The 25,679-nt window shown below is 72.2% G+C and carries 18 protein-coding genes and 1 pseudogene; 15 read left to right on the top strand and 4 right to left on the bottom strand.

Features of this window, described 5'->3' with window-relative positions; all coding sequences use genetic code 11:
* Positions 1 to 44 precede the first annotated feature (44 nt).
* Entirely contained in the window at positions 45 to 1,211 is a 1,167-nt protein-coding gene (locus ACSMXW_RS04950; RefSeq protein ID WP_485804247.1) for an epoxide hydrolase family protein, read from the top strand.
* A 371-nt stretch (positions 1,212 to 1,582) separates the two neighbouring features.
* On the opposite strand, the gene ACSMXW_RS04945 is transcribed toward ACSMXW_RS04950, so the two are convergent.
* Entirely contained in the window at positions 1,583 to 1,966 is a 384-nt protein-coding gene (locus ACSMXW_RS04945; protein ID WP_485804246.1) for a hypothetical protein, read from the bottom strand.
* On the opposite strand from ACSMXW_RS04945, the gene ACSMXW_RS04940 reads away from it, so the two are divergent.
* A complete protein-coding gene (locus ACSMXW_RS04940; RefSeq protein WP_485804245.1) occupies positions 1,965 to 2,399 on the top strand; it encodes an HNH endonuclease family protein in 435 nt (144 codons plus the stop codon). The genes ACSMXW_RS04945 and ACSMXW_RS04940 overlap by 2 nt on opposite strands.
* On the opposite strand, the gene ACSMXW_RS04935 is transcribed toward ACSMXW_RS04940, so the two are convergent.
* Together ACSMXW_RS04935 and ACSMXW_RS04930 are read right to left on the bottom strand one after the other, a co-directional pair.
* Entirely contained in the window at positions 2,313 to 3,509 is a 1,197-nt protein-coding gene (locus ACSMXW_RS04935) for an ATP-dependent DNA ligase (RefSeq protein WP_485804244.1), read from the bottom strand. The two genes, ACSMXW_RS04940 and ACSMXW_RS04935, sit on opposite strands and share 87 nt — an antisense overlap.
* Before the next feature lie 193 nt (positions 3,510 to 3,702).
* Positions 3,703 to 4,146, bottom strand: coding sequence for a hypothetical protein (locus ACSMXW_RS04930; RefSeq protein WP_485804243.1), 444 nt, complete (start codon positions 4,144 to 4,146; stop codon positions 3,703 to 3,705).
* A 1,826-nt stretch (positions 4,147 to 5,972) separates the two neighbouring features.
* Here ACSMXW_RS04930 and ACSMXW_RS04925 point away from each other — a divergent pair.
* Positions 5,973 to 7,121, top strand: coding sequence for a glycosyltransferase family 4 protein (locus ACSMXW_RS04925; RefSeq protein WP_485804242.1), 1,149 nt, complete (start codon positions 5,973 to 5,975; stop codon positions 7,119 to 7,121).
* 487 nt (positions 7,122 to 7,608) lie between these two features.
* On the opposite strand, the gene ACSMXW_RS04920 is transcribed toward ACSMXW_RS04925, so the two are convergent.
* Positions 7,609 to 9,411, bottom strand: a complete 1,803-nt coding sequence (locus tag ACSMXW_RS04920; RefSeq protein ID WP_485804241.1) for a glycoside hydrolase family 15 protein — start codon at positions 9,409 to 9,411, stop codon at positions 7,609 to 7,611.
* Positions 9,412 to 9,873: 462 nt separating this feature from the next.
* Between ACSMXW_RS04920 and pyrG the strand changes: the two genes are divergently transcribed.
* From pyrG to cmk, 12 genes and pseudogenes are all read left to right on the top strand, one after another.
* On the top strand, positions 9,874 to 11,532 hold the full coding sequence (gene pyrG / locus ACSMXW_RS04915) for a CTP synthase (RefSeq protein ID WP_485804240.1): 1,659 nt from the start codon (positions 9,874 to 9,876) through the stop codon (positions 11,530 to 11,532).
* A gap of 354 nt (positions 11,533 to 11,886) precedes the next feature.
* Positions 11,887 to 12,513, top strand: a complete 627-nt coding sequence (locus tag ACSMXW_RS04910) for an NUDIX domain-containing protein (protein WP_485804239.1) — start codon at positions 11,887 to 11,889, stop codon at positions 12,511 to 12,513.
* A 386-nt stretch (positions 12,514 to 12,899) separates the two neighbouring features.
* A pseudogene (locus tag ACSMXW_RS04905) lies at positions 12,900 to 14,924 on the top strand (tetratricopeptide repeat protein); the annotation flags it as partial.
* A 1,088-nt stretch (positions 14,925 to 16,012) separates the two neighbouring features.
* Positions 16,013 to 17,128 (top strand): alanine dehydrogenase, encoded by a 1,116-nt coding sequence (ald, locus tag ACSMXW_RS04900; RefSeq protein ID WP_485804238.1) that lies wholly within the window; start codon positions 16,013 to 16,015, stop codon positions 17,126 to 17,128.
* 528 nt (positions 17,129 to 17,656) lie between these two features.
* On the top strand, positions 17,657 to 18,796 hold the full coding sequence (locus ACSMXW_RS04895) for a ParA family protein (RefSeq protein ID WP_485804237.1): 1,140 nt from the start codon (positions 17,657 to 17,659) through the stop codon (positions 18,794 to 18,796).
* Entirely contained in the window at positions 18,781 to 19,455 is a 675-nt protein-coding gene (locus ACSMXW_RS04890; protein ID WP_485804236.1) for a hypothetical protein, read from the top strand. Before ACSMXW_RS04895 ends, ACSMXW_RS04890 begins: the two co-directional genes overlap by 16 nt.
* 45 nt (positions 19,456 to 19,500) lie before the next feature.
* Entirely contained in the window at positions 19,501 to 20,961 is a 1,461-nt protein-coding gene (locus tag ACSMXW_RS04885; protein WP_485804235.1) for a segregation and condensation protein A, read from the top strand.
* Positions 20,958 to 21,644 (top strand): SMC-Scp complex subunit ScpB, encoded by a 687-nt coding sequence (gene scpB / locus ACSMXW_RS04880; RefSeq protein ID WP_485804234.1) that lies wholly within the window; start codon positions 20,958 to 20,960, stop codon positions 21,642 to 21,644. The genes ACSMXW_RS04885 and scpB overlap by 4 nt, the downstream gene beginning before the upstream one ends.
* Before the next feature lie 11 nt (positions 21,645 to 21,655).
* Positions 21,656 to 22,741, top strand: coding sequence for a pseudouridine synthase (locus ACSMXW_RS04875; protein WP_485804233.1), 1,086 nt, complete (start codon positions 21,656 to 21,658; stop codon positions 22,739 to 22,741).
* A gap of 326 nt (positions 22,742 to 23,067) precedes the next feature.
* Positions 23,068 to 23,430: a chorismate mutase gene (gene aroH / locus ACSMXW_RS04870; RefSeq protein ID WP_485804232.1), complete on the top strand. Its 363-nt coding sequence runs from the start codon at positions 23,068 to 23,070 to the stop codon at positions 23,428 to 23,430.
* Complete coding sequence (locus ACSMXW_RS04865) at positions 23,427 to 24,521, top strand: prephenate dehydrogenase (RefSeq protein ID WP_485804231.1); 1,095 nt, start codon at positions 23,427 to 23,429, stop codon at positions 24,519 to 24,521. Before aroH ends, ACSMXW_RS04865 begins: the two co-directional genes overlap by 4 nt.
* A gap of 431 nt (positions 24,522 to 24,952) precedes the next feature.
* Positions 24,953 to 25,615 (top strand): (d)CMP kinase, encoded by a 663-nt coding sequence (gene cmk / locus ACSMXW_RS04860; RefSeq protein WP_485807812.1) that lies wholly within the window; start codon positions 24,953 to 24,955, stop codon positions 25,613 to 25,615.
* The last annotated feature ends 64 nt before the right edge of the window (positions 25,616 to 25,679 follow it).

Below are 25,679 nucleotides of genomic sequence, written 5' to 3'. Positions count from 1 at the left end.
TTCACCACAGGTTCAAGCCGGGTCCACGATGACCAGGAGGTCTCATGCCCAGCGACGTGCAAGCATTCGAAGCCCACGCGACTGACGCCGACCTCGACGATCTGCGCGCGCGACTGGCCGCGGCGCGGCTGCCGGAAGCCGAGACGGTCCATCGCGCAGCGCCCGACCCTCGCCGATGGGAGCAGGGCGTCCCTCTCGCCGACCTCGTCGATGTTGTGGACTACTGGCGCACCGGGTACGACTGGAGGTCGTTCGAAGCGCGCCTTAATCGGATCGGCCAGTTCCGCACGACCATTGACGGTCTGGGAATCCACTTCCTGCACCGCCGATCCCCGCGCGCGGATGCCACTCCTCTGATCTTGACGCACGGCTGGCCGGGCAGCATTGCCGAGTTCGCCGATGTGGCGGACGAGCTGGCAGATCCGAAAGATGCGGACACACCGGCGTTCCACGTCGTGGTCCCGTCGTTGCCGGGCTTTGGCTACAGCGACAAGCCGGCCACCACCGGGTGGGGAATCGAAAAGATCGCGGCCGCATGGGTGGAGCTGATGGGAAGGCTCGGCTACCGCAAGTTCGTAGCCCACGGCGGCGACTGGGGAGGTGTGATCACCACGGTCCTCGGCGGCAGGTTCCCGGCGCACGTCATCGGCATCCACACGACGACCGCGCAGGCACCGCCCGGGTTGACAACGGACGGGCTGACGGCGACCGAGCGCAGATGGACCGAGGAAACCCGCGATTTCTGGGGCGGCCCCCCGGCGGCGTTCGCAAAGCAGCAGGCGACCCGACCGCAGACCATCGGCTACTCGCTCGTCGACTCACCAGTCGGGCTTCTCGCCTGGATCCTTGACAAGTTCGCCGAATGGACAGATACCCAAGACAGCCCCTTCGAGATGATTTCCATAGACAGGGTTCTCGACAACGTCACCCTGTACTGGCTGACACGGACCGGAGCATCGTCGGCCCGCATCTACTACGAAAGCCACCTCTCGCTCGACCCCGCACTTCGGGTCGACGTCCCGTCAGCAATCATTGTGTATCCCCGCGACATCGAGAAGTGCCCGCGCCCCTGGGCACAAGAGCGGTACCGACAGATCGTCCAATGGAGGTCGCCTGAAACCGGGGGACATTTCCCGTCGCTGGAGGTTCCCGAGTATTTCGTCAAGGATCTGCGAGAAGGCCTTGCGGCAGTGCTGGCCGCTGATCGGTGAACCCCGCCGCGCCGACGGTGCTGGCAGTGCGCCGCGCCGCTGGGCCCGCGTCCGGCGCTCTCCGGACCGCCGGCGCTGGCGTGGGTGCGGGCTATCAGGAGGACGATGTCGTCCTCCTGCGGAGCCTGCGCCATCATCCGGGCGATCGCGCGGGAGCACAGGCCGTCGAGGTCGTCCGGCGGTTGCCGCCGCCTGGCTCTCGTGCACCCAGAAGGCGTGGGTGAGGGCTGGGGCTAGGAGCCCGGGGGTTCACCCGCCTTCGGAGGCCCGTCCCTAGCGTGACGCGCGGCAATGGCATGGCCGTCGCATTCTGAGAGCTCTGGCCTACGTTTGTGAATCCGGCCGCTCGAATGCCTTTCTTTCCTGCTCGGTCAACGATGCCTGGGCTTCCTCATGTGCGCGTTCGCGGTCATAGCGGATTTGACGACTGCGTGGCTGGCCGTATGCTTCGGGGTGTAGGTAGAGACCTCGTTCCTCCTCGGGTTTCTCCTCTTCGGGTGTGATCCGATTCTGTTGGCATAGGGGTCCTTGCGTACCCCGGTGACTTGCCATGAGACCTTGACATTCGGTTTGTCGGTCTTGATGGTGAATCGGTTTTCGTGAATTTCTTCGGAGACGGTCATGTTGGTAAATCGACCGATGCTCGTCAGTTGGTAGGTGAAGTCCTGGTTGAGCGCGTCGAAGTAGCCTGGGAGTGTCACCACGGCCTCACCGTTGCCGTCTGTCTCGACGTTGCCTGAGTAGAGATTGAGCATGTCGGGCGACTCAACGAATGAGTGGACCAGGTACCTGTTCTCCGGAACCGCAGGCCTGTGGCACTCCTGGTACGACAACAAGGACATCACCAACCCCCGCAGCCTGGACATCGACCACCTCGTCCCCCTCGCCGAAGCATGGGACAGCGGCGCCAGCTCCTGGACGGCGAAGAGGCGCGAGCAGTACGCCAACGACCTCGGCGTCCCCAGGGACCTGGTCGCGGTCACCGCCCGCTCCACCAGGCAGAAGGCCGATCAGGACCCCACCACCTGGCTGCCACCAGACAAGACGGTCACCTGCCGCTACATCGCCGACTGGACCGCGGACAAGCTCCGCTGGGGCCTGTCAGCCGACCCCGCCGAGGACCAGAAGCTGACCACCCTGGCAGCCGACTGCCCCAACGAACCGGTCAGCTACACCCGCGCCGAGTGATCTGCGGCCCGACCCGGGAAGGATCCAGCCGCCCATCTGGCTCTGCGCGGTCAGCGCAGCGGCCGCCCTCCATTCCTGGAGGCGCTCCACGCCGTCCACCGTGCCCGGCTGTCCAAGGCCACACGCACCCCGGCGAGGGAACCGTCCCGCGCCCGCCCGGCCCCGGTCAAGAAGCTCACCGCGGCGGTCCCCGGCACCCGCACGAGTGGGGTGAGCCTCAGCCGGCAGCCGGCCGGTCTGCGGACTCGAGGAGGCGACGTCGCCCGGGGGCGATGTCCAGGCGAGGGCGCAGTGTCCGCACGGGGTGGCGCCAGCGGCCGGCGGCATCGCGGGAGACGTCCATGACGACCTCCACCACCGTGTCCGGGCCGTGAGGCGCACGTCCAGGACGTCCCGGCTGCCCCAGCCGACGGTGAAAGTGCGCCCGGTCCAGGGGTGCTTGGGTCCGGCTGGGGCGAGAAGGGGTCCGATACTGCGGGCGAGGTCGGCGCCGAGCGGGGTGGTTCGGCCGGTGTAGCGGAAGCGGCCGGCGGCGTCGTAGCGGCCGAGCAGCAGGGTGCTCGGCTCGGTGAGGCTGCCGATGGCACCAGCCACGATGGCCTCCGCTGTGTGCCGGACGCGGTACTTCTGCCAGGCGCTCTGCCGGCCCGGCCGGTACCGGCTCGCTTCCCTCGTCAAGACCCAGCCTTCGATGCCTGCCGTTGTCCACTCCAGCCAGCCGTGGGCGATGTCCGGGTCCGTCGTGGCCGGGCACAGCGTCCACGGAGCGCGAAGCTGGTGTGCGGCGAACAACTCCGCGAGCATCGCTCGCCGCTCCCGGTATGGACGTGGCAGGGTACTGCCGTCTCGGGTGTGCAGTAGGTCGAAGGCGACGTAGTGCGCGGGCATCAGCGCGGCCAATTGCTTGGCTGCGGCGCCGCGGCGGTTCATCCGCGCCAGCAGCGGCTCGAAGACGATGCGGGCCTCCGACTCGGCCACCAGTTCGCCGTCCAGCGCCACCTCGTCCGGTAGTGCCGCGGCCGCGGCAGTGACTTCAGGGAAGAACGGCGCCAGGTCGGTGCTGCGGCGCGAGCGCATGACGACCGGAGCAGCGCTGGGGCGGGCGAGCATGCAGCGGAAGCCATCCTTCTCCGGACTTCGCGATGTCTCATGCGACATAGACGGCAGCGGAGCCAGCCCTCATGCTCCACGTCTGGCGGCTCGGCGACGTTCGGTAGATGGTCCTGCGTTGGGCTCACCGCCAGGTCAGGGCCCGTCCTCCGAGTCAGAGGCTGAGCGCTGCGGGTGGTGGGAGAGCTTCCTGTCATGGGGCGCGCCTCTGTCGGCACCTGTACACCCCCCGGCTGCGCGTATCAGCAAGCGATCGTCGGGACAGCATCTTCAGGATGCGTTTCTCGGCAACAGCCGCCGACTCCGGGAGGTCCTTTTGACCAGCATTCGTCGCGTCTTTGCCCCGGTCGTCATACCCGCCCCCGCCCAGCAGGTCACCCCCGGGGTCTTCGTCGGCGTGAGCGATCAGGCCATCCCGTCGTTTTGCGACAACCAGGCACGCAGGAGGAAAGAACGTGTTCGCTTCATGGCGCACGCCGGCGACCGGATCCGTCGTGGCGGGGCTGGTGATGGGCGCGCTGACGGCCGCGCCCGCCTCCGCCGGGTCCCTGAAGGCGGCTCCGCCGAAGCCGCAGGTGTTCTCCGAGCCCGGCAAGGTCCAGTACTGGGTGCCGGACAATGTGACCAAGTTGACCATCGCCGTTCTGGGAGCTGGGGGCGGAGGAGGAGGCGCTGAACGAGCGACGGTGCCCGACGCCCAGGGCGGACAGGGAGCTGGCGGTGGGGCCACTACGACCTGTACGTTCCAGATCCAGAAGTCCATCCTTCTGGGGATCGAGGTGGGCAGCGGCGGTTCCGGTGGCGGTGTCTCGTCAGGCGGTGGCAAGCACGACGGGGACGGCGGCCGGGCCCGAACCACTTCGGTGGCGATCTCGCACTCCCAAAAGAAGCCCTACAACCCATGTTTGCGGGTCTTGCGGAGGCCAATAGTGGCACGCGTGGTGGGGGCGGTCACTCAACTCCCAGCAGCGGGGAAGGCGACGGCGGGAAGGCCGGGGCCTGTATGTGGCGCTTCAAGAGGGTCACGCCGATGTCTTCGGCCGCTGGTGGAAATGGGGCTGCCGCGCGTGGCCCGGCAGGCGGGAGCGGCGGAACCGCCACCGTGCCCAAGGGGCTGTCCCAAGGGCAGCGGCGCGGGCGGCAAGGGCGGCAACGTCGACAGGGGCGGCGATGCCAAATCGAAAGGCAGCCCGGGAGGCAACGGCTGCGTCGTGTTGACCTTCGACTGGTGACCGCGTTCCTGGCGTGGCCCGCCTGCCCCGGCCGGGCCACGCCAGGACAGCCGCACGCTGTCAGCGTGGTGGAGGGCCACCGTCCTGCCCCTGCCCAGGGCCACCGTCCTGCCCCTGCCCGCTTGTGCGCTTCCCACCCCGACCTCACTGCCGTGACCTGCACCCGTGTGGTGGTGCCGGCGCGCGTCGGCACCAGCAGGCGTAGGTGTGGCGGTGTGGTTCTGACTCCTCCGATCGAGCCGATGTTCGCTGAAGCGCGGCGGGAGCCGCCCCCGAAGGGGCGCTGCCCGGGGGGATCTATGAGCAGAAGCTGCACGACTTCCGAGCCGCTGCCCGCACCCGGCTGGGGCACAGCCCGCAACACCCGGCACTACCGCGTGTACGGGACCTCGTAGGGCGCCAACCACACGAGAGGTCCCGTGCCGCCATCCATCACTTGCAAGCGTTCAGGAGAACCTGTGTCGGAGTGCATGAGTCTCAGCGGCTGTGTGGTGCCGGTGGCCTGGTGGTGATCGAGGCCGGCCCCTCGGGGCGGTCGCGTCGTGAGGGTTTCGTCGTGGCTCGTCGCGCAGTTCCTCGCGCCCCTTCCGGGCACGTTGCGCGGGGCACGTTGCGCGCGGGGTGGGGCGCGCCGGCGAATCGGCGCGCAGGCGAACCGGCGCGCGCTGGCACACGCTCAGCCGCCATCGGTCGGTCGGGGGCTCAGGTGTACCTGCCCTGTGGTGCCGGTGACCTGGCGGCGGTCGGGGGCGCCCCTGGCTACTGCGGCGTCGTGGCGGTTTCGTTGTGGTTTGCCGCTCGGTTCCTCGCGTCCCTTCGGGCGGGGGCGGCGCCCGGGGGCGTGGGGCGTGGGGTGGCGGCGCGTTGGTGGAGGGGGCAGGGGCCGGCGGCTCCGGCGGGCGGCTGCGCCCGCCTCAAACCCCTTCTCTCAGCGGCGGGTTGCATTTTCCGCTGAGGTAATCCCGTATATATTTGTACTGATCGCATGCATTCTCATGTGAGACGCCATCCTCACCCGGTGAATCCCAGGCGGCCACCGGGGTGTCTCACTCGTGTGGGTGATCGCACAGGGCGCGGGGCCGGTGTCGGCGGGGGCGGCGGAGGAACGATGCCGCAACGCCCGGGGGCCATGGCGGGACGGACGCCGATGTCCGCGCAGCGCGCCGTGGTGCGGTTCGCCTTGCTGTAACTTCCTTCGCGCCCGCCCGCAGCCGACCCAGGAGCCTGCCCCGTGAGCAGCCACGCACCGCACGGCACACCGCCGCTGCGCGCTGTGCTGGTGCTGAGCGGCGACAGCCCGTGCGTCGGCAGCCATGTGCGCTCACTGGCCGCGGGATTGGTCGCACGGGGCGTGCGGGTCGTCGTCTGCGCTCCCGAGGAGAGTGAGCGCGCCTACCGCTACTCCACCGTGGGCGCCCACCACATCCCCGTCCCGCACCGTGGCGACCCGACGAGCATGGCCGTGCTGCGTGCCGCCTGCACGGGCGCGGACGTGGTGCACGCCCACGGCGTCTCCACCGCCCTGCGCACCGCGCTCGCCCTCGGCGGCCGCCGCACCCCGCTGGTCGTCACCTGGCATGCCCACACCGATGCGGAGGGGCCGCGGGCACGTCTGCCGCGGCTCCTGGAGCGCCGGGTGGCACGGGCTGCCTCGGTGGTGCTGGGCCCCTCGGCCGGCCTGGTCGACCGGGCCCGGGCCAGCGGAGCCCGGGACGCCCGGCTGGCCGCGGTGGCCCTGGCCGGGGCGCGCCGCACCACGGCGGTCTGCCCCGCCGGCCCCGACCACAAGGCACGCGCCGAACTCGGCGCCGTCGAGCGCCCGTTGCTGATCGCCGTCGGCGCGCTCGAGGCGCACCGCGGCTACGGCACACTGCTGGACGCCGCGCACGCCTGGCGCGGGCTCGACCCGGCGCCGCTGCTCGTCGTCGCGGGGGAGGGCCCCCTTCGGGCCGCCTTGCAGCGGCGGATCGACGACGAGGGTCTGCCGGTGACGCTGCTGGGACGGCGCGAGGACGCACGGGAACTGCTGGCAGCCGCCGACCTCGCCGTGCTGCCGCCGAGCACCCGGCCGTACCCCGTCCTGGCCCAGGAGGCCCTGCACGCGCGCGTGCCGCTGGTCGCGCCGGACAGCGGGGGCATCCCGGAACTCGTCGGCGACGCGGCCGAGATCGTCCCGCACGGCGACGCGGACGCGCTCGCCGAGGCCGTGGTCCGCCTGCTCGCCGACCCCGTGCGCAGAAATCTCCTCAGGGACCGCGCGGAGGTCCGGGCGGCGAGTTGGCCGACGGAGGACGAGACGGTGGCGCAAGTCCTCAGCGTCTACGACGAGTTGACCCACCCACTGCCGCCCTCGGTCCCCTGGGCCAAGGCCCCCTCGTAACGCCCACGGGCAACACCTGCGGCCGGCGCCGGCCGAGGAAGGACGCGAGCGGGCCGGGGCTCTCCCACCCGGCCGCGGTGGCCGCTCTGCACCGGACGCAGGCCGACGGCCAGTGCGGCCGACGCAGTCCCGCGACGAGGAGATCGACCAGTCGACATGCGTCGCAGCGGGGATCGTTGCCGGCGCCTGCACAGAGCCCTCCGACGCCGCGCACGAGCTCGTAGGCCCGTACGTGCGCGTGTCCGCGCCGACGACCGGGCGCGAACTGCCGATCATCGTCTTCACACACGGTTTCGCCTCGTCGCTGGACGGCTATGGCCCCCTGGCCGACTCCTGGGCTGCGCCGGCTTCGCGATCGTGCCACCCACCCGTCTCGACCCAGGCGGGACCGGCCGCCGAACGGCAGCAGATCCCCGGGGACCGGCTCGCCCCGGTCGTGCGCATCGAGGACGACCGGGGCAAGGCGACACGAGAAGCGGACTTTCCGCTACCCCCCGTACGCCCCCGCCGCCGTCAGCCGCAGGGCGGTGTCGATCAGCGGCACATGGCTGAACGCCTGGGGGAAGTTGCCGACCTGGCGCTGGCGGCGCGGGTCCCACTCCTCCGCGAGGAGCCCGAGGTCGTTGCGGAGCGAGAGCAGCTTCTCGAAGAGCTTGCGGGCCTCGCCGACCCGGCCGATCATCGCGAGGTCGTCGGCGAGCCAGAACGAGCAGGCGAGGAAGGCGCCCTCGTCGCCCTCCAGGCCGTCCACGCCGATGTCCTCGCCCGTCGTGGGGTAGCGCAGGATGAAGCCGTCGGGCGTGGACAGCTCCCGCTGGATGGCCTCGATGGTGCCGATGACCCGCTTGTCGTCGGGCGGCAGGAAGCCCATCTGCGGGATCAGCAGCAGGGAGGCGTCCAGCTCCTTGGACCCGTAGGACTGTGTGAAGGTGTTGCGACCCTTGTCGTAGCCGCGCTCGCACACGTCGCGGTGGATGTCGTCGCGGAGCCGGCGCCACCTCTCCAGCGGGCCGTCCGCGTCGCCGGACTCGATGAGCTTGATCGTGCGGTCCACGGCGACCCAGGCCATCACCTTGGAGTGCACGAAGTGCCGGCGTGGGCCGCGCACTTCCCAGATGCCCTCGTCGGGCTCGTTCCAGTGGTCCTCCAGGTAGTGGATCAGCTTGAGCTGGAGCAGCGCGGCGTAGTCGCTGCGCGCCAGGCCCGTCATGTGCGCCAGGTGCAGGGCCTCGGTGACCTCGCCGTAGACGTCGAGTTGGAGTTGCTGCGCGGCGCTGTTGCCGACCCGCACCGGGCGGGACTTCTCGTAGCCGGGCAGCCAGTCCAGCTCGGCCTCGCCCAGCTCGCGCTCGCCCGCGATGCCGTACATGATCTGCAGGTTCTCCGGGTCGCCGGCGACGGCGCGGAGCAGCCACTCGCGCCAGGCGCGGGCCTCCTCGCGGTAGCCGGTGCGCAGCAGGGAGGAGAGTGTGATCGCGGCGTCCCGCAGCCAGGTGTAGCGGTAGTCCCAGTTCCGCACGCCGCCGATCTCCTCCGGCAGCGAGGTGGTGGGCGCGGCGACGATGCCGCCGGTCGGGGCGTAGGTGAGGGCCTTCAGCGTGATCAGGGAGCGGACCACGGCCTCCCGGTAGGGGCCGTGGTAGGTGCACTGGCCCACCCACTCCCGCCAGAACTCCTCGGTGGCCTGAAGCGCCTGCTCCGTCTCCGGAAGCGGCGGCTCCGCCTTGTGCGAGGGCTGCCAGGAGATCGTGAAGGCGACGCGGTCACCGGGCCCGACGGTGAAGTCGGAGTACGTCGTCAGGTCCTTGCCGTAGGTGTCCACCGAGGTGTCCAGCCAGACGGAGTCGGGGCCGGCCACGGCGACCGTGCGGTTCTCGACCCGGTGCACCCACGGCACGATCCGCCCGTAGGAGAAGCGCATCCGCAGGGCGGAGCGCATCGGCACCCGGCCGCTGACGCCCTCGACGACCCGGATGAGCTGGGGGGCGCCGTCACGCGGCGGCATGAAGTCGGTCACCCGGACCGTGCCCCGCGGAGTGTCCCACTCCGACTCCAGGATCAGGGAGTCGCCCCGGTAGCCGCGGCGGGACGCCGCGGGGGGTTCGGCGCCGGCGGGATGGGCCGGGCCCAGCCGCCAGAACCCGTGTTCTTCGGTCCCGAGGAGGCCCGCGAAGATCGCGTGCGAATCGAAGCGGGGCAGGCACAGCCAGTCGACCGTGCCGTCCCGGCAGACCAGGGCGGCGGTCTGCATGTCTCCGATGAGTGCGTAGTCCTCGATGCGCCCGGCCACGTGCATCTCCAGTCAAACGGACACGTCGCCCCCCATCCTGGAGAGCGTTCGTTCTGCGGTCAAAGCATCAAATATAGAAAGGCCTGCCGACGCGCTTCCATACCGGGACACAGGCGAGTGTGGTGCCTTCTGCCGGCGGCTCTGCAGCAAGTGTCCGAGCAGGATACGACGCTCGTCGGTGATCCGTGCACCTCACTTGAGAACCCGATACCCCCGATAGGGGGAGCCGGGCGAGGCGTGTCCGATCCCTTGCGGAGTGTGGCCGGAAGCAGCCCCTGTTCGGCGCTGATACCCTGGTAGCCCGTGGACCGGTGGGCTCATCATCGGTATGGCCGGTGCCAGTGCCGACGATACCGCGACGGTGCGTGACCCCCGAGCCGCAGCGAAGGCACTCCTGGAGTACCTCACCGCCCAGGCCGCCGCCAGCCCCTCAGACCGCGACACGGGAGCCCCGTCTTGGCCATGCCGAATCGTTTGCCGCCCTCCTCGACGACCAAGCACATCTTCGTCACCGGGGGTGTTGCATCCTCCCTCGGCAAAGGCCTCACCGCCTCCAGCCTGGGCGCGCTGCTCAAGGCCCGCGGACTCAGGGTAACGATGCAGAAACTCGACCCGTACCTGAACGTCGACCCGGGCACCATGAACCCGTTCCAGCACGGCGAGGTGTTCGTCACCAACGACGGCGCCGAGACCGACCTGGACATCGGGCACTACGAGCGCTTCCTCGACGTCGACTTGGACGGGTCCGCCAACGTCACCACGGGCCAGGTGTACTCCCAGGTGATCGCCAAGGAGCGGCGCGGCGAGTACCTCGGTGACACGGTCCAGGTCATTCCGCACATCACCAACGAGATCAAGCACCGCATCCGGCGCATGGCGACCGAGGACGTGGACGTCGTGATCACCGAGGTGGGCGGCACCGTCGGCGACATCGAGTCGCTCCCGTTCCTGGAGACCGTCCGCCAGGTACGGCACGAGGTCGGCCGGGACAACGTCTTCGTCGTGCACATCTCCCTGCTGCCCTACATCGGGCCCTCCGGCGAGCTGAAGACCAAGCCCACGCAGCACTCCGTGGCCGCGCTGCGCAACATCGGCATCCAGCCCGACGCCATCGTCCTGCGCGCCGACCGCGAGGTGCCCACCGCGATCAAGCGGAAGATCTCCCTGATGTGCGATGTCGACGAGGCCGCGGTGGTCGCCGCCATCGACGCCAAGTCGATCTACGACATCCCCAAGGTGCTGCACACCGAGGGCCTGGACGCCTATGTGGTCCGCAAGCTCGACCTGCCCTTCCGCGACGTCGACTGGACGGTCTGGGACGACCTGCTCGACCGCGTCCACAACCCCGAGCACGAGGTCACGGTCGCCCTGGTCGGCAAGTACATCGACCTCCCCGACGCCTACCTCTCGGTGACCGAGGCGCTGCGCGCCGGAGGCTTCGCCAACAAGGCCCGCGTCAAGATCAAGTGGGTTGCCTCCGATGACTGCCGGACCCCGGCCGGCGCGCAGCAGCAGCTCGGTGACGTCGACGCCGTGTGCATCCCCGGCGGCTTCGGCGACCGTGGCGTGAGCGGCAAGGTCGGCGCGATCCAGTACGCGCGCGAGCAGCGGATTCCGCTGCTCGGTCTCTGCCTCGGCCTGCAGTGCATCGTGATCGAGGCCGCCCGGCACCTCGCGGACATCCCCGACGCGAACTCCACCGAGTTCGACTCCGCGACGCCCCATCCGGTGATCTCCACCATGGCCGAGCAGCTCGACATCGTCGCGGGCGAGGGCGATATGGGCGGCACCATGCGGCTCGGCATGTACCCCGCCAAGCTCGCGGAGGGCTCCGTCGTGCGGGAGGTCTACGACGGCAGGGAGTACGTCGAGGAGCGGCACCGGCACCGCTACGAGGTCAACAACGCCTACCGCGCCGAGCTGGAGAAGAAGGCGGGTCTGCACTTCTCCGGCACCTCGCCGGACGGCAAGCTCGTGGAGTACGTGGAGTACCCGCGCGAGACCCATCCCTATTTGGTCGCCACCCAGGCCCACCCCGAGCTCCGCTCCCGCCCCACCCGCCCGCACCCGCTCTTCGCGGGACTGGTCGAGGCGGCCGTGCGCCGGAAGAACGGCGAGTAGGGGCTCCGGAGCCCCGGGCTTCCCCGGTCCTGGTTTTCGAGCCACGCTTCCCACGCCCCTGCCCGGGCGCACCCTGGCCGGGGTGCGGGGAACCGCGCGCTCAGCCCCACCGGCCGGTGGCCGCGCGCTCAGCCGCACCGGCCGGTGGCCCGGGAACGACCGCAAGGGGCTCCCCGGACCCGGTAACCCGCCGCAGGCGTGTGCCGGGGCCCGGGCCCCGCGTACACAGGGCCGGAGGCCGCCGCACGTCTTGCTGCGGACAGTTCCCCGGCGAGCGATACGGTGGCCGGGGTACGCTCCTTTTGCGGGGCCTGCCCTGGTTTCTGGTTGCGTGTGTGTGGGAGGACAGGGCATATGACGATCAAGGACACGCCTGAGGAATGGCAGATCAGGGCCAGCGAGACGCCGTTCAGGGGAAACAAGACCTCGGTGCGAGCCGACGACGTGCTCATGCCCGACGGTTCGATCGCCCGCCGCGACTACCAGGTCCACCCCGGCTCGGTCGCCGTCCTGGCCCTGGACGACGAGGACCGCGTCCTGCTCATCCGCCAGTACCGCCACCCCGTGCGGCAGAAGCTCTGGGAGATCCCCGCGGGTCTGCTGGACGTCCCGGGTGAGAACCCGCTGCACGCCGCGCAGCGCGAACTGTACGAGGAGGCGCACGTCAAGGCCGAGGACTGGCGCGTGCTGACCGATGTGTACACCACCCCCGGCGGCTGCGACGAGGCCGTGCGGATCTTCCTCGCCCGCGACCTCTCCGAGGCCAAGGGCGAGCGGTTCGCCGTGGAGGACGAGGAGGCCGACATGGAGCACGCGCGCGTGCCCGTCGACGAACTGGTCGGCCGCATCCTCGCCGGCGACCTGCACAACAACTGCCTCGTCGTCGGCGTCCTTTCGCTGGTCGCGGCCCGGCAGGGCGACGGCTTCGACGCGCTGCGGCCCGCGCTGGCGCCCTGGCCGGCACGGCCCTTCGAGTCCTGACGTCGGGCGGGGCGACGGCGTCCCCTGACGTCGGGCGGAGGACGGCGTCCCTGATGTCGGGGGGACGACGGCGCGCGGACGGCTCCCGCACCCGGACGCCCGTACCGCGGCCCCGCTTGCCGGCTCCCGCCTGCCGGGACCCGCTCACCAGGGATCAGGGACCGCCCGCTCCCCGGCACCCGGGACCACTCGCCCACCGGGACCACTCGTCCACCGGGCCGCCGCGAGCGGCCCCGCCTCGCCCCGGTGCGACCATCGCCTGATCCGATCGAGGGATCCGATTGCCGCGCGCCGCACCGATCGTCGCAGAGAGTGAACTAGGCTCTGAGACGCCCCGGCGGGCGTCCCGGCGGGCGAGTGCGCGCAGTTCGACGGGAGCGTGGCCCGTGTCACAGCAGGCGGTGGACACCAGCGGTATCGAGGTGCCGGGTCAGGGGCAGCGCCCCACGCCCGGCGACTCACGGACGGAACGTCAGTTCCTCGGCCGCATACAGGAGTTGAAGGCCCTCCGCGCCGACACCCAGGGCGCGGGCCTGAACACGCTGGCCGGCCGCAAGGCCCCGCGTGCCCGGGTCCTGCTCATCGCCGGCCGGCCCGGCTCCGGGCGCACCGCGCTCGCCGAGGAGTTCGTACGGCAGGTAGCGGACCGTTACCCCGACGGCGTGCTGCGCGCCCGGCTGACCGGGTCGGACGGCGCACCGGTGCCCCTCGCACGCACCGCCCGCGACCTGCTCGGCGCGCTGCGGCTGCCCGCACCCCCCGGCGCCGACGAGGACGACCTGACCGGCGAGCTGCGCGACGCCCTCGCCACCCGCCGCGTGCTGCTCCTCCTGGACGGCGCCGCCGACGCCGAGCAGGTCGACCTGCTGCTGCCCGACGCCCCCGACAGCCTGGTCGTCGCCGTATCCGAACGCCCGCTGACCGGCATCCCGGACGTGCGGCCCTGCACGCTCGGCGGCCTCGACACCACCTCCGCCGTGCGGCTGCTGAGCCGCTACGCCGGCTCGGTGCGCATCACCTGCGACCCACAGGCCGCCGAGCGGCTCGTCGAGGAGTGCGGCCGGCTGCCCGCCGCGCTGGTGCTCGCCGGTGGCTGGCTCGCCGCCCGGCCCCGGGCCGCCGTCGCCGATCTGGCGCGCAGGATCGCAGCCGAGCCCGCGGGCGCCGACGGCTCCCCCCTCGCGCGGGTCTTCGCCCTCGTCCACGCAGACCTGCCGGGTCCCCTCGCACGCGTGCTGCGGCTGCTCAGCATCACCCCGGCCGGGCTCGCCGACCCGCACACCGCGTCCGCGCTGTCCGGCTGCTCGGTCCCGGACGCCCACGCCGCCCTGGACGACCTCACCGCGCTCGGCCTGGCGCGGCGGCTGGACTCCCCGCTGCCGCAGTACGTGGCACCCGACTGCCTGCTGCCGCTGCTCCGCCGCCTGACCGAGACGCAGGACCGCCCCGCCGAGCTGCAACTCGCCCGGGCCCGGATGCTGGAGCGGACCGTACGCCTCCTGCAGTCCTGCCGTGCCGCCGCCGAACCGGCCGGCTCGGCGGCCCGCAGGAGGCTCGCGGAATTGCCCGCCACCCTGCGCTTCCCCAGCACCACCGCCGCCCGGCGCTGGCTGGAGATCCGGCAGCCGGCGCTGCTCGCCGCCGCCGACGCGGCGGTCGCCGACGGCGGCCTCGACACCCTCGCCCGCCGGCTGATGGCGGCCCTCGTGCGGGCGCTCGTCGCACACCGCGGCACCGAGGCGGCCGCCGCCGAGCTGTACGGCATCCACCAGCTGGTGCTGGACGTCGCCGAGCGCCGCGGCCTGCACCGTGAGCAGGCCGCCGCGCTGCTGAACCTGGCGGACCTGGACGCCCGCACCGGCCGCACCGAGGCCGCGCTCACCCGTTACCGCGCGGCACTGGATGCCGGGCGCAGGGCCGACGACCCCTACGCCACCGGGCGCGCCATGGAGTCCATCGGCGGCGCCCACCAGGAGCTGGGGGACTGGCAGCGGGCCGCGGACTGGTTCGGACGCGCCCTGGCCCAGCGTCTGGCCCGCGACGAGCGCGCCGACGCCGCGCGGCTGTACGGCCGTATCGCGGCCGCGCAGTGCCTCGGCGGACGCTATCCCGAGGCACTGCGGAGCTGGCGCGCGGCGGTGGCCGGCCACCGCAAGGCGGGGGACCTGGCGGGACAGGCGCGCGCCATGAGCGAGCTGGCACGGGTGCAGGAGTACGCGGGCCAGTACGAGGAGTCGCTGCGCACCTGCCGCGAGGCGGTCGAGTGGGCCAGGCACGCCCGCGACGAGCGGTTGCAGGCGGCGCTCCAGCTCCGGCTCGCCGACACCTTCGCCCGGCTCGGCGACCCCGCTGCGGCCCGCCTGCACCGTCAGGCGGCGGAACGGATGCTCGGCCAGGAGCTCTCCGCCGCCGAGGCCGGCCGGGGCGTCCCGGACGGCCCGCTCGGGACGGCCGGCGACGGCGCCGGGGCCGTGGCACCCCCCGAGGGCGGGGACGGCGCCGGCCCGCCCGCGGAAGCGGAAGGAGACGAGCAGAAGCCCGCACGCGGTGCGGGCACGGCGGCCGCAGAGGCCTCCGGTACAGCCGGACCGGAGGCTTCCGAGGCACCGGAGGCACCGGCACGCCCGGAGGCCCCGGAGGCCCTGGACGCCCTGGAGGCCCGGGAAGCATCCGGAGCCGAGGCCTCCGGCACCCCCGCACCGTCCGAGAAGGAGACCTCCGGGGCCCTCGAGCCCCTCGAGCCCCTCGAGCCCCCCGAGCCCCCCGATACTGATGCTCTCCCCGAGGCCCCCGAGGCCTCCGCGTTCTCCCAGGTCCCCGAGGCCTGCGCGTTCCCCGAGGCCCCCGAGGCCTGCGCAGCCTCCGAGGCCGCCGAGCCCTCCGCACCCCCCGAGCCCTCCGCCCCCGGAGCAGCCGGCCCCGACGCCCCCGACGCCCCCGGCACGTCCGCCCCGGAAGCTCACGGCGACCCCGGCTCGTCCGGCCCGGGAGCCGTCGACGCCCCCGGCACGTCCCGCGCGGAGACCTCCGGGGCGCGCGCTCCCGGAACCCCCCGTACGGGCGAACCGGAAGCTCCAGGGCCGCCCGCGACGCCCGGTCCGGAAGTGGCCCGTCCTGACACCCCCGCCACCCCCGCCACCCCGGCCACCAGTGGCACCCCCAGCACCCCGGCCACCCCGGGCGCCGGCCGCACTCCCGAAACCCCCGAGGCCGGCCCGACCCCCCGCGCGGCCGCCCCGCACGTGCCCGCCCCCGCCACCGCGGAGAGGAACGCAGTCAGCCCCGAGGCTCCACCTGCAACCTAAGAAATCAGCGGCAGATTGCGTGCGAGTTACTGTATTGAAAGGCTAGACACCGGGAAATCCTTCATTAGACTGGCTCCGCCATAGTGTTTTGCGGTCTCTCCCGTGATGCGCCGCTGCATCCGAGTGTGTTCGCATATGTCCACATGCGCTGCATTCGTTTCCGAGAACCCCCGAGCCAAGGACCGTGATCGACGATGAAGGTCGGCATCCCCCGCGAGGTCAAGAACAACGAGTTTCGCGTGGCGCTCACGCCCGCCGGCGCCCACGAGCTGGTCCGTCACGGCCACCAGGTCCTCGTCGAGCGGAACGCCGGCGTCGGCTCCTCGATCACGGACGACGAGTACATCGCCGCGGGCGCCCGGATCCTGGAGGGCGCGGACGAGGTCTGGGCAAGCGCCGACCTGCTGCTCAAGGTCAAGGAGCCGATCGCCGAGGAGTACCACCGGCTCCGCAAGGACCAGACGCTCTTCACCTATCTGCACCTGGCCGCCTCCAGGGAGTGCACGGACGCCCTGCTGGACTCCGGCACCACCGCGATCGCCTACGAGACGGTGGAGCTGCCCGGCCGCGCGCTGCCGCTGCTCGCGCCGATGTCGGAGGTGGCGGGCCGGCTCGCGCCCCAGGTCGGCGCGTACCACCTGATGCGCCCGGGCGGCGGGCGCGGCGTGCTGCCCGGCGGGGTGCCCGGGGTGCTCGCGGGCCGGGCCGTCGTCATCGGCGGCGGCGTCTCGGGGTGGAACGCCGCGCAGATCGCCGTGGGCATGGGCTTCCATGTGACGCTGCTGGACAAGGACATCCACAAGCTCAAGGAGGCGGACCGGATCTTCGGCACGAGGATCCAGACCGTGGTCTCCAACGCCCTGGAGCTGGAGAAGGCCTGCCTCGCCGCGGACCTCGTCATCGGTGCCGTGCTCATCCCGGGCGCCAAGGCGCCGAAGCTGGTGAGCAACGAGCTGGTCTCGCGGATGAAGCCGGGAAGTGTACTTGTCGACATCGCTATCGATCAGGGCGGCTGCTTCGAGGACTCCCGGCCCACCACGCACGCCGAGCCGACCTTCGGCGTGCACGAGTCGCTGTTCTACTGCGTCGCGAACATGCCCGGCGCCGTCCCGAACACCTCGACGTACGCCCTGACCAACGCCACGCTCCCGTACGTCGTGGAGCTCGCGAACCGCGGCTGGGCGGGCGCGCTGCGCCGGGACCCTGCGCTGGCCAAGGGGCTCAACACGCACGACGGCAAGGTCGTCTACAAGGAGGTCGCAGAGGCGCACGGCCTCGACCACACCGACCTCGACGCGGTACTCGACTGACGGCAGACCGCGACGCGGTGCTCGACCGGCAGCCGCCCGGAAGGCGGCGCGATGCCGCTCGGCCGACGGTCCCGCGCCGCTCGGCCGACGGTCCCGCGCCGCTCGCGGGGCGGCGTCCCGCCGTGCGGCCGGTGTCAACGGCCCGCGTCAACACCCTCACACCGCCGGATCCCGTCAGCGGGTTCCGGCGGTCGCCGTTTCGATGTGTGTCGCGCCACTGTGCGAACGGGCCGATCTTGTTCGCTCTCGGCGTGCTCAACTCGCCTCGAACGTAACCCTTTAACCGATTCGCACACCCGTGAAAGCCGGTGAACGCCTGCTGTGCGCCCTTGACAGCGGGGTGTTCGGTTGCCGACACATCGGGCCTGGTCTGGCGGATTGTGTTGCTGCGGACCGGTGACACGCCATAGAGTCGCCAACCGTCGGCATGGTGCCACGCTGACCTATAGACAAGTTTCCTGGTCATCCGAGGAGGTAAGACGACTTGTGAATGAGTCGACATTTTCTCCCGGGGGTGGGCAACCAGGAATGCCTGTGGGGGCCCAGCGTCCCGCGGGCTTTGATGCTGTCGGCTCCGTCGCTGTCCGCACCTTCGCAGCCCACCAGAGTTCTCAGGCGACCCCGCCACAGGCACAGACAGCACACCAGAGCATGGATGGCCATCACGTGAACGCCATGGCCGGCGACCGGAGTGGTGACAACCGCGGCCACTTCGCCGACTACGATGACCTGCCCGAAGGGCACTTCTACGACCCCGACGCCGAGTACGAGCCGGATCCGGAGTACGCGGCCACGCTCGCGCCCGACGCGGCCCGCCAGCGTCGCGAGCGGATCGGCCCGACCGGGCGCCCGCTGCCGTACTTCCCCATTCCCGGACCGCTGACCGACCACGGCCCGGCCAAGATCATCGCGATGTGCAACCAGAAGGGCGGCGTCGGCAAGACCACGTCGACCATCAATCTGGGCGCGGCGCTCGCCGAGTACGGACGGCGTGTCCTGCTCGTCGACTTCGACCCGCAGGGCGCGCTCTCGGTAGGCCTCGGCGTCAACCCCATGGAGCTGGACCTCACGGTCTACAACCTCCTCATGGAGCGGGGCATGGCCGCCGACGAGGTCCTTCTGAAGACCGCCGTGCCCAACATGGACCTGCTGCCGAGCAACATCGACCTGTCGGCGGCGGAGGTGCAGCTGGTGTCGGAGGTGGCCCGCGAGTCCACCCTGCAGCGCGCCCTCAAGCCGCTGATGGCCGACTACGACTACATCGTCATCGACTGCCAGCCCTCGCTCGGCCTGCTGACCGTGAACGCCCTCACCGCAGCGCACAAGGTGATCGTGCCCCTGGAGTGCGAGTTCTTCGCGCTGCGCGGCGTCGCGCTGCTCACCGAGACCATCGAGAAGGTCCAGGAGCGGCTGAATCCCGACCTCGAACTCGACGGCATCCTCGCCACCATGTACGACTCGCGAACGGTGCACAGCCGCGAGGTGCTCGCGCGTGTCGTCGAGGCCTTCGACGACCACGTCTACCACACGGTCATCGGCCGTACCGTGCGTTTCCCCGAGACCACGGTCGCCGGCGAGCCGATCACCACGTACGCCTCCAACTCCGTCGGCGCCGCCGCCTACCGCCAGCTCGCCAGGGAGGTGCTCGCCCGGTGTCACGCCGAGTGAGTCTGCCGGGGGCCGACGAACTGTTCCGCACCACCGGGGGAATGGCGCTCCAGGCGTCCACCCCGAGGCGTCAGACCAACGGCGAACCACGCGTGCCGCCGCCCGCGGGCGAGAGTGACGAGACCGCGGCCAAGGACGGCCAGCCGCGGGACGGGGCACGGCACTCGGACACCGAGCGGGTCGAGACCGTCACGGACGGCGGGCGCACGGCGGCCGAGGACACCGACAGCGGGGAGCACGGCACGGCGGAGGCGGAGCAGGGCGCGGGGGAGCCGCGCAGCCGCCTGGGGGAGCGCGCAACGGAGGACGAGGCGGCCGGCGCACGGCCCCCGCGCCGTCAGACGCAGGAGACCCCGGCAGCGGCGGCCGGACTCCAGGGGCGCGCGGCGAACGCGTCGGCGCCGGCCCAGGCGCGCAAGCGCGGGCGTACGGCCGGACGCAGGCCGAGCGGACGTGAGCGGCACGACGAGAAGATCACGGTCTACGTGTCGGCCGAGGAGCTGATGGACCTCGAACACGCCCGGCTGGTGCTGCGGGGCGAGCACGGCCTCGCGGTGGACCGCGGGCGGATCGTGCGGGAGGCCGTGGCCGTGGTCCTCGCCGATCTGGAGTCGCGCGGGGACGCGAGCATTCTCGTGCGGCGGCTGCGGGGGCGGTAGGCGGTAGCCTGTGGGGCTTGTCGCCCTCCGCCTACGGGAACGTTGATGAGCTCGGACGATGTTGAGTCGCCGCCCTCGGGCGCGGGACGCCCCGGCAGGCCGAGGCGGGCGCTGGGCCGCGGGCCCGGGGCCGCCCCGGCGCAGCGGTCTCCCTCCGCCGCGGGGCACGATCGCGAGGCCGCCGGCCCCGCCACGGATCCCGCTGCCGGGCCTGTCACGGATCCCGCCGCCGCGCCCGAGCCCGCCGCCGAGCCCGCGCCCGATCCTGTTGCCGAGCCCGAGCCCGAGCCCGAGCCCGAGCCCGAGCCCGATGCCGTGGCGGGACCCGAGCCCCGGCCCGTTCCCGAGCAGGCCCCCGAGGCACCTCCTGAACCCGCTCCCGTACGGGAACCCGCCCTTTCCGCGGTGCCAAATCCCGCCGCTGTTCCCGACGCCGCCCCCGTGGGGGAGCCCGTTCCCGCGGGGGAGACCGCCTCCGTGGGGGAGACCGAACCCGTCGCGGCGGCCGTGCGGGGAGCCGGGCCCGCCGCCGCGGCAGAAGCCGCCTCCACCCCGGTACCCACGGGGACGGCCGAGTCCGCCCCCGACGGTGCCGCTCCCGGCCAAAGTCCCCAGGAGCCCGTGGACGACGGGGTCTTCAAGGTCCGGCTGGTGAACTTCGAGGGGCCGTTCGACCTGCTGCTGGGGCTCATCTCGAAGCACAAGCTGGATGTGACCGAGGTCGCGCTGTCCAAGGTCACCGACGAGTTCATGGCCCACATCAGGGCCATGGGGCCCGACTGGGACCTGGACCAGACCACCGAGTTCCTGGTGGTCGCCGCCACCCTGCTGGACCTGAAGGCGGCCCGGCTGCTGCCCGCCGCGGAGGTCGAGGACGAGGCGGACCTCGCGCTGCTGGAGGCGCGGGACCTGCTGTTCGCGCGGCTGTTGCAGTACCGCGCGTACAAACAGATCGCGGACATCTTCGTCGACCGGCTGGACGCCGAGGCACGCCGCTACCCGCGCACCGTCGGCCTCGAACCGCACCACGCCGAGCTGCTGCCCGAGGTCGTCATCAGCATCGGCCCCGAGGGCTTCGCGAAGCTGGCGGTGAAGGCGATGCAGCCCAAGCCGGAGCCGCAGGTCTACGTCGACCACATCCACGCCCCGCTGGTGAGCGTCGTCGAGCAGGCCGAGGTGGTGGTGGCCCGGTTGCGCGAGCAGGGCGAGGCGAGCTTCCGCGCGCTGGTCGCGGACGCGGCGGACACCCTGACGGTGGTCGCCCGCTTCCTCGCGCTGCTGGAGCTCTACCGTGAGAAGGCCGTGGCGCTCGACCAGGAGGAGGCCCTGGGCGAGCTGATGGTGCGCTGGACCGGCGGCGACGGCGACGTACGGCCGCAGGTCACCGACGAGTTCGACAGGCCCCCCGAGCCTGCCGACGGCAAGGGCGGCGGCAAGGACGGCGACGAGCCCGGCGGCAGGGGCGAAGCGGCCGGGGACGGCAAGGACGGCGAGGACAGGGCATGAGCACGCACACGGACACCGGGCGGGCCGCCACCACCGGCGGCGACGCCGACGCGCCCCCCGCGGGCACCCGGGCGGTGGCGGAACTGGACCTCAAGCCCGCCCTGGAGGCCGTCCTCATGGTGGTGGACGAGCCGGCCACCGAGGAGCACCTGGCGAAGATCCTCCAGCGGCCCCGCCGGCAGATCGCGGACGCCCTCCAGGAGCTCGCCGACGAGTACACCGTCCAGGGCCGCGGCTTCGAGCTGCGCCTGGTGGCCGGTGGCTGGCGGTTCTACACCCGGCCCGAGTACGCGGCGGCGGTCGAGGGGTTCGTCCTGGACGGCCAGCAGGCCCGGCTCACCCAGGCCGCGCTGGAGACCCTCGCGGTGGTCGCCTACCGCCAGCCGGTGAGCCGTTCCCGGGTCTCCGCCGTGCGCGGGGTGAACTGCGACGGCGTCATGCGCACCCTGCTCCAGCGGGGCCTCGTCGAGGAGGCGGGCACGGAACCCGAGACAGGTGCGATCCTGTACAGGACGACGAACTACTTTCTGGAGCGCATGGGACTGCGTGGCCTCGACGAGCTCCCGGAGCTCGCGCCCTTCCTCCCGGAGGCGGAGGCGATCGAGGCCGACACGCAGGAAGGTGTGCCGTCGTTCGACCCGGATGCACCGGACCCAGACGACACACACGACGCAGACGACTAGACGGAACTGTGATGCGAAGCAGTGGCAGGAACGGCGGCGACGGCCGCAGCGGCGGCCGTGACGGCGGCCACCACGACAACCGTGGAGCGGGCGGCGGCCGCGACCGCAGGCAGCAGCGCTCGGGCCGCCCACGCCCCGAGGAGCGCCGCTACGACCGCCCCGGCGGGACAGGCGGCGGTGCCGGGAAGGGCGGGCCCCAAGGTGGTGCGGGCAGGTCCGGCACGGCCAAGTCCGGTGCGGCCAAGGGGCGCGGGGGCAGGACGTCGCCGGCCCGGTCGCGCGAGTACGAGGCCCAACTGGAACAGCGCAACCGCGACCGGTACGCCGAGAAGGCCGCCGCGAAGCGGTCCACCGCCCAGGGCGCAGGCGGCGAGCAGGAGGGCGAGCGGCTGCAGAAGGTGCTGGCCCGTGCCGGATACGGCTCCCGGCGCGCCTGCGAGGAGCTGATCGAGCAGGCCCGGGTGGAGGTCAACGGCCGGATCGTGGTGGAGCAGGGGCTGCGGGTCGACCCGGTGAAGGACGAGATCAGGGTCGACGGGCTGACCGTGGCCACGCAGTCGTACCAGTTCTTCTCGCTGAACAAGCCCGCGGGCGTGGTGTCCACCATGGAGGACCCCGAGGGGCGGCAGTGCCTCGGCGACTACGTCACCAACCGTGAGACACGGCTCTTCCACGTCGGCAGGCTCGACACGGAGACCGAGGGCGTCATCCTGCTCACCAACCACGGCGAGCTGGCCCACCGCCTCACCCACCCGCGGTACGGCGTGCGGAAGACCTACCTGGCCGCGATCCAGGGCCCGATCCCGCGCGACCTCGGCAAGCGCCTCAAGGACGGCGTCCAGCTCGACGACGGGTACGCGCGCGCCGACCACTTCCGGGTGGTCGAGCAGACCGGCAAGAACTACCTGGTCGAGGTGGTCCTCCACGAGGGCCGCAAGCACATCGTGCGCCGGATGCTCGCGGAGGCGGGCTTCCCCGTCGACAAGCTGGTACGGACCGCCTTCGGGCCGATCACCCTCGGCGACCAGAAGTCGGGCTGGCTGCGCCGGCTGTCGAACACGGAGGTGGGGATGCTGATGCGCGAGGTGGAGCTGTAACGGCCCCCCGGGAGGGGCGCGCACCGGAAGGGGCGCGGGGAACTGCCGGGGGGTACCTCCCAGCGGTTCAGCCAGTGGGGGGCAGCCACGACGAGACCCTGCGGGCGCCACCGGCCCGGAGGGGTGGTTCCGGTTGTTCCCGGTGGGTGCCGCCCACACCTCTGAGGCAGTGAGGGACGGCCGGTGGTGGGCCGGCCGCGCACTCCCCCGCGCCCCTGCCGGGCGGGGCTGCGCCCCGGCGTGGGCGCGGGGCGGGGCTACCCTGTCCGGAGCACGCCGGTGCGCGAGGCGCACCATCGGGTAACTGCGCGGGTGAGGAGCTGGTTGTGGCGGTACGAGCGGTCCGGGGTGCCGTCCAGCTCGACAGGGACGAGGCCGACCACATGGACGAGCAGGTCGGCCGGCTGATCACCGCCATCATGGAGCGGAACGAGCTGAGCACGGACGACCTGATCAGTATCTGGTTCACGGCCACCCCCGACCTGCACAGCGACTTCCCGGCCGCCGCGGCCCGCAAGCTGGGCCTCACCGACGTGCCGCTGATCTGCGCCCAGGAACTCGACATCGCGGGCGCCATGCCGCGCGTCGTCCGCGTCCTCACCCATGTCGAGACCGACCGGCCCCGCTCCGAAGTGGCCCACGTCTACCTGGGCGCGGCGGCCGCACTCCGCAAGGACATCGCCCAATGAGAACCGCGCTCGTCATCGGCACCGGACTGATCGGCACCTCCGCCGCCCTGGCTCTGACCGGCCGCGGCGTCCAGGTGTACCTCGCCGACCACGACCCCGAGCAGGCCCGCACCGCCGCCGCCCTCGGTGCGGGCACCGATGCCGAGCCGGAGGGCGCCGTCGACCTCGCGGTGGTCGCCGTGCCGCCCGCCCACGTGGCCGGCACCCTGGCCGCCGCGATGCGGCGCGGCGCCGCCCGCGGCTACCTCGACGTGGCGAGCGTCAAGGGCGGGCCCCGCCGGGAACTGGAGGCGCTCGGCCTGGACGCGGCCGCCCTGGCGGCCTACATCGGCACCCACCCCATGGCGGGACGTGAGAAGTCGGGGCCGCTCGCCGCCACCGCCGACCTCTTCGAGGGCCGGCCCTGGGTGCTCACACCCGACCGGGACACCGAGACCGAGGTGCTGAACCTCGCCCTGGAGCTGATCGCGCTCTGCCGCGCCGTCCCGGTGGTGATGGACGCCGACGCGCACGACCGCGCCGTCGCCCTCGTCTCGCACATGCCCCACCTGGTCTCCAACCTGGTCGCGGCCCGCCTGGAGCACGCCGAGGAGACGGCGGTGCGGCTCTGCGGGCAGGGCATCCGCGACGTGACCCGGATCGCCGCCTCCGAGCCCGCGATGTGGATCGACATCCTCTCCGCCAACCCGGGCCCCGTCGCCGACCTGCTCTCGGACGTCGCCGCCGACCTCGACGAGACCGTCCGGGCGCTGCGCGCCCTGCAGTCCGCCGACGAGGACAAGCGCATCGGCGGCGCGCGCGGTGTCGAGGCGGTGCTCCGGCGCGGCAACGCCGGGCAGATCAGGGTGCCCGGCAAGCACGGCGCGGCGCCCGCGGTGTACGAGAGCGTGGTCGTGCTCATCGACGACCAGCCGGGCCAGCTCGCGAGGATCTTCGCGGACGCGGGCCGGGCCGGGGTGAACATCGAGGACGTCCGTATCGAGCACGCCACCGGCCAGCAGGCCGGCCTGGTGCAGCTCATGGTGGTCCCGCAGTCGGCGCCGGTGCTGACCGCTGCGCTGCGGGAGCGGGGCTGGTCGATCCGGCAGTAGCCCTGCCGGCCCCGGCCGTGGCCCCGGGAGCCTGGTCCGGCCGCGGCGCAGGGCCGCGCGTCCGCCCCGGCTGGCGCCGGTGGCCGGACGGCGGAGGGTGCCCCTTGGGGCAGTGGCCGTCCTGCGGTCTCGTCGTGGCCGGTCGCGCAGTTCCCCGCGCCCCTTCCGGGGGCGCCGTGCGTCCATAGACCGAGGGCGGCCCGGGCGCAGGTGCCCCGGGCCCTGGCACCCGGGGCCGTAAGAAGCGCCCGGACGAGCCAGTAACCTTGTGCTGGGCACATTCGTGCCCGGACAAGCCGCACGCCCCGTCGTCCCCAGGGCGTGTCCGCGTACGATCCCGTTGCCGTACGCAGACACCCGTATCAGGAAGGTGCCCGTCTCCTGTGGAAAACGCAGTCACCGCAGAAACCGCCGCCCGGACCGTCCCGGCAGTGATCGTCGCCATCGACGGTCCGGCAGGCACGGGCAAGTCGAGCACCTCACGGGCCGTCGCGCAGCAGCTGGGACTGAGCTACCTCGACACCGGGGCGCAGTACCGCGCGATGACGTGGTGGATGGTGCACAACGGCATCGACGTCTCCGACCCGGCCGCCATCGCCGCCGCCGTGGACAAGCCCGAGATCGTCTCCGGCACCGACCCCGCGGCCCCCACCATCACCGTGGACGGCGTGGACGTCTCGGGCCCCATCCGGACGCCGGAGGTCACCGCCAAGGTCAGCGCGGTGAGCGCGGTGCCCGAGGTACGGGCCAGGATCACCGGGTTGCAGCGGTCGCTCGCCGCCGCCGCGGAGCGCGGCATCGTGGTGGAGGGCCGCGACATCGGCACGGCGGTGCTGCCCGACGCCGACCTGAAGGTCTTCCTCACCGCCTCGCCCGAGGCCCGTGCCGCGCGCCGCAGCGGGGAGCTGAAGGGCGCCGACGTGCACAGCACCCGCGAGGCCCTGATCAAGCGGGACGCCGCCGACTCCAGCCGGAAGACGTCCCCGCTCGCCAAGGCGGCCGACGCCGTCGAGGTCGACACCACCGAGCTCACCCTCCTCCAGGTCATCGAGTGCGTCGTCACGCTCGTCGAGGAGAAGCGGGCGGCGAGGTGACCGGGACCGACGCCGTCCCGGGCCGCGTGGACGGGGAGCCCTCGTTCCGCGGTGCCGAGGTCGG

Source organism: Streptomyces sp. DSM 116793 (assembly GCF_057320905.1).
This window is presented reverse-complemented; position numbering and strand designations above follow the sequence as displayed.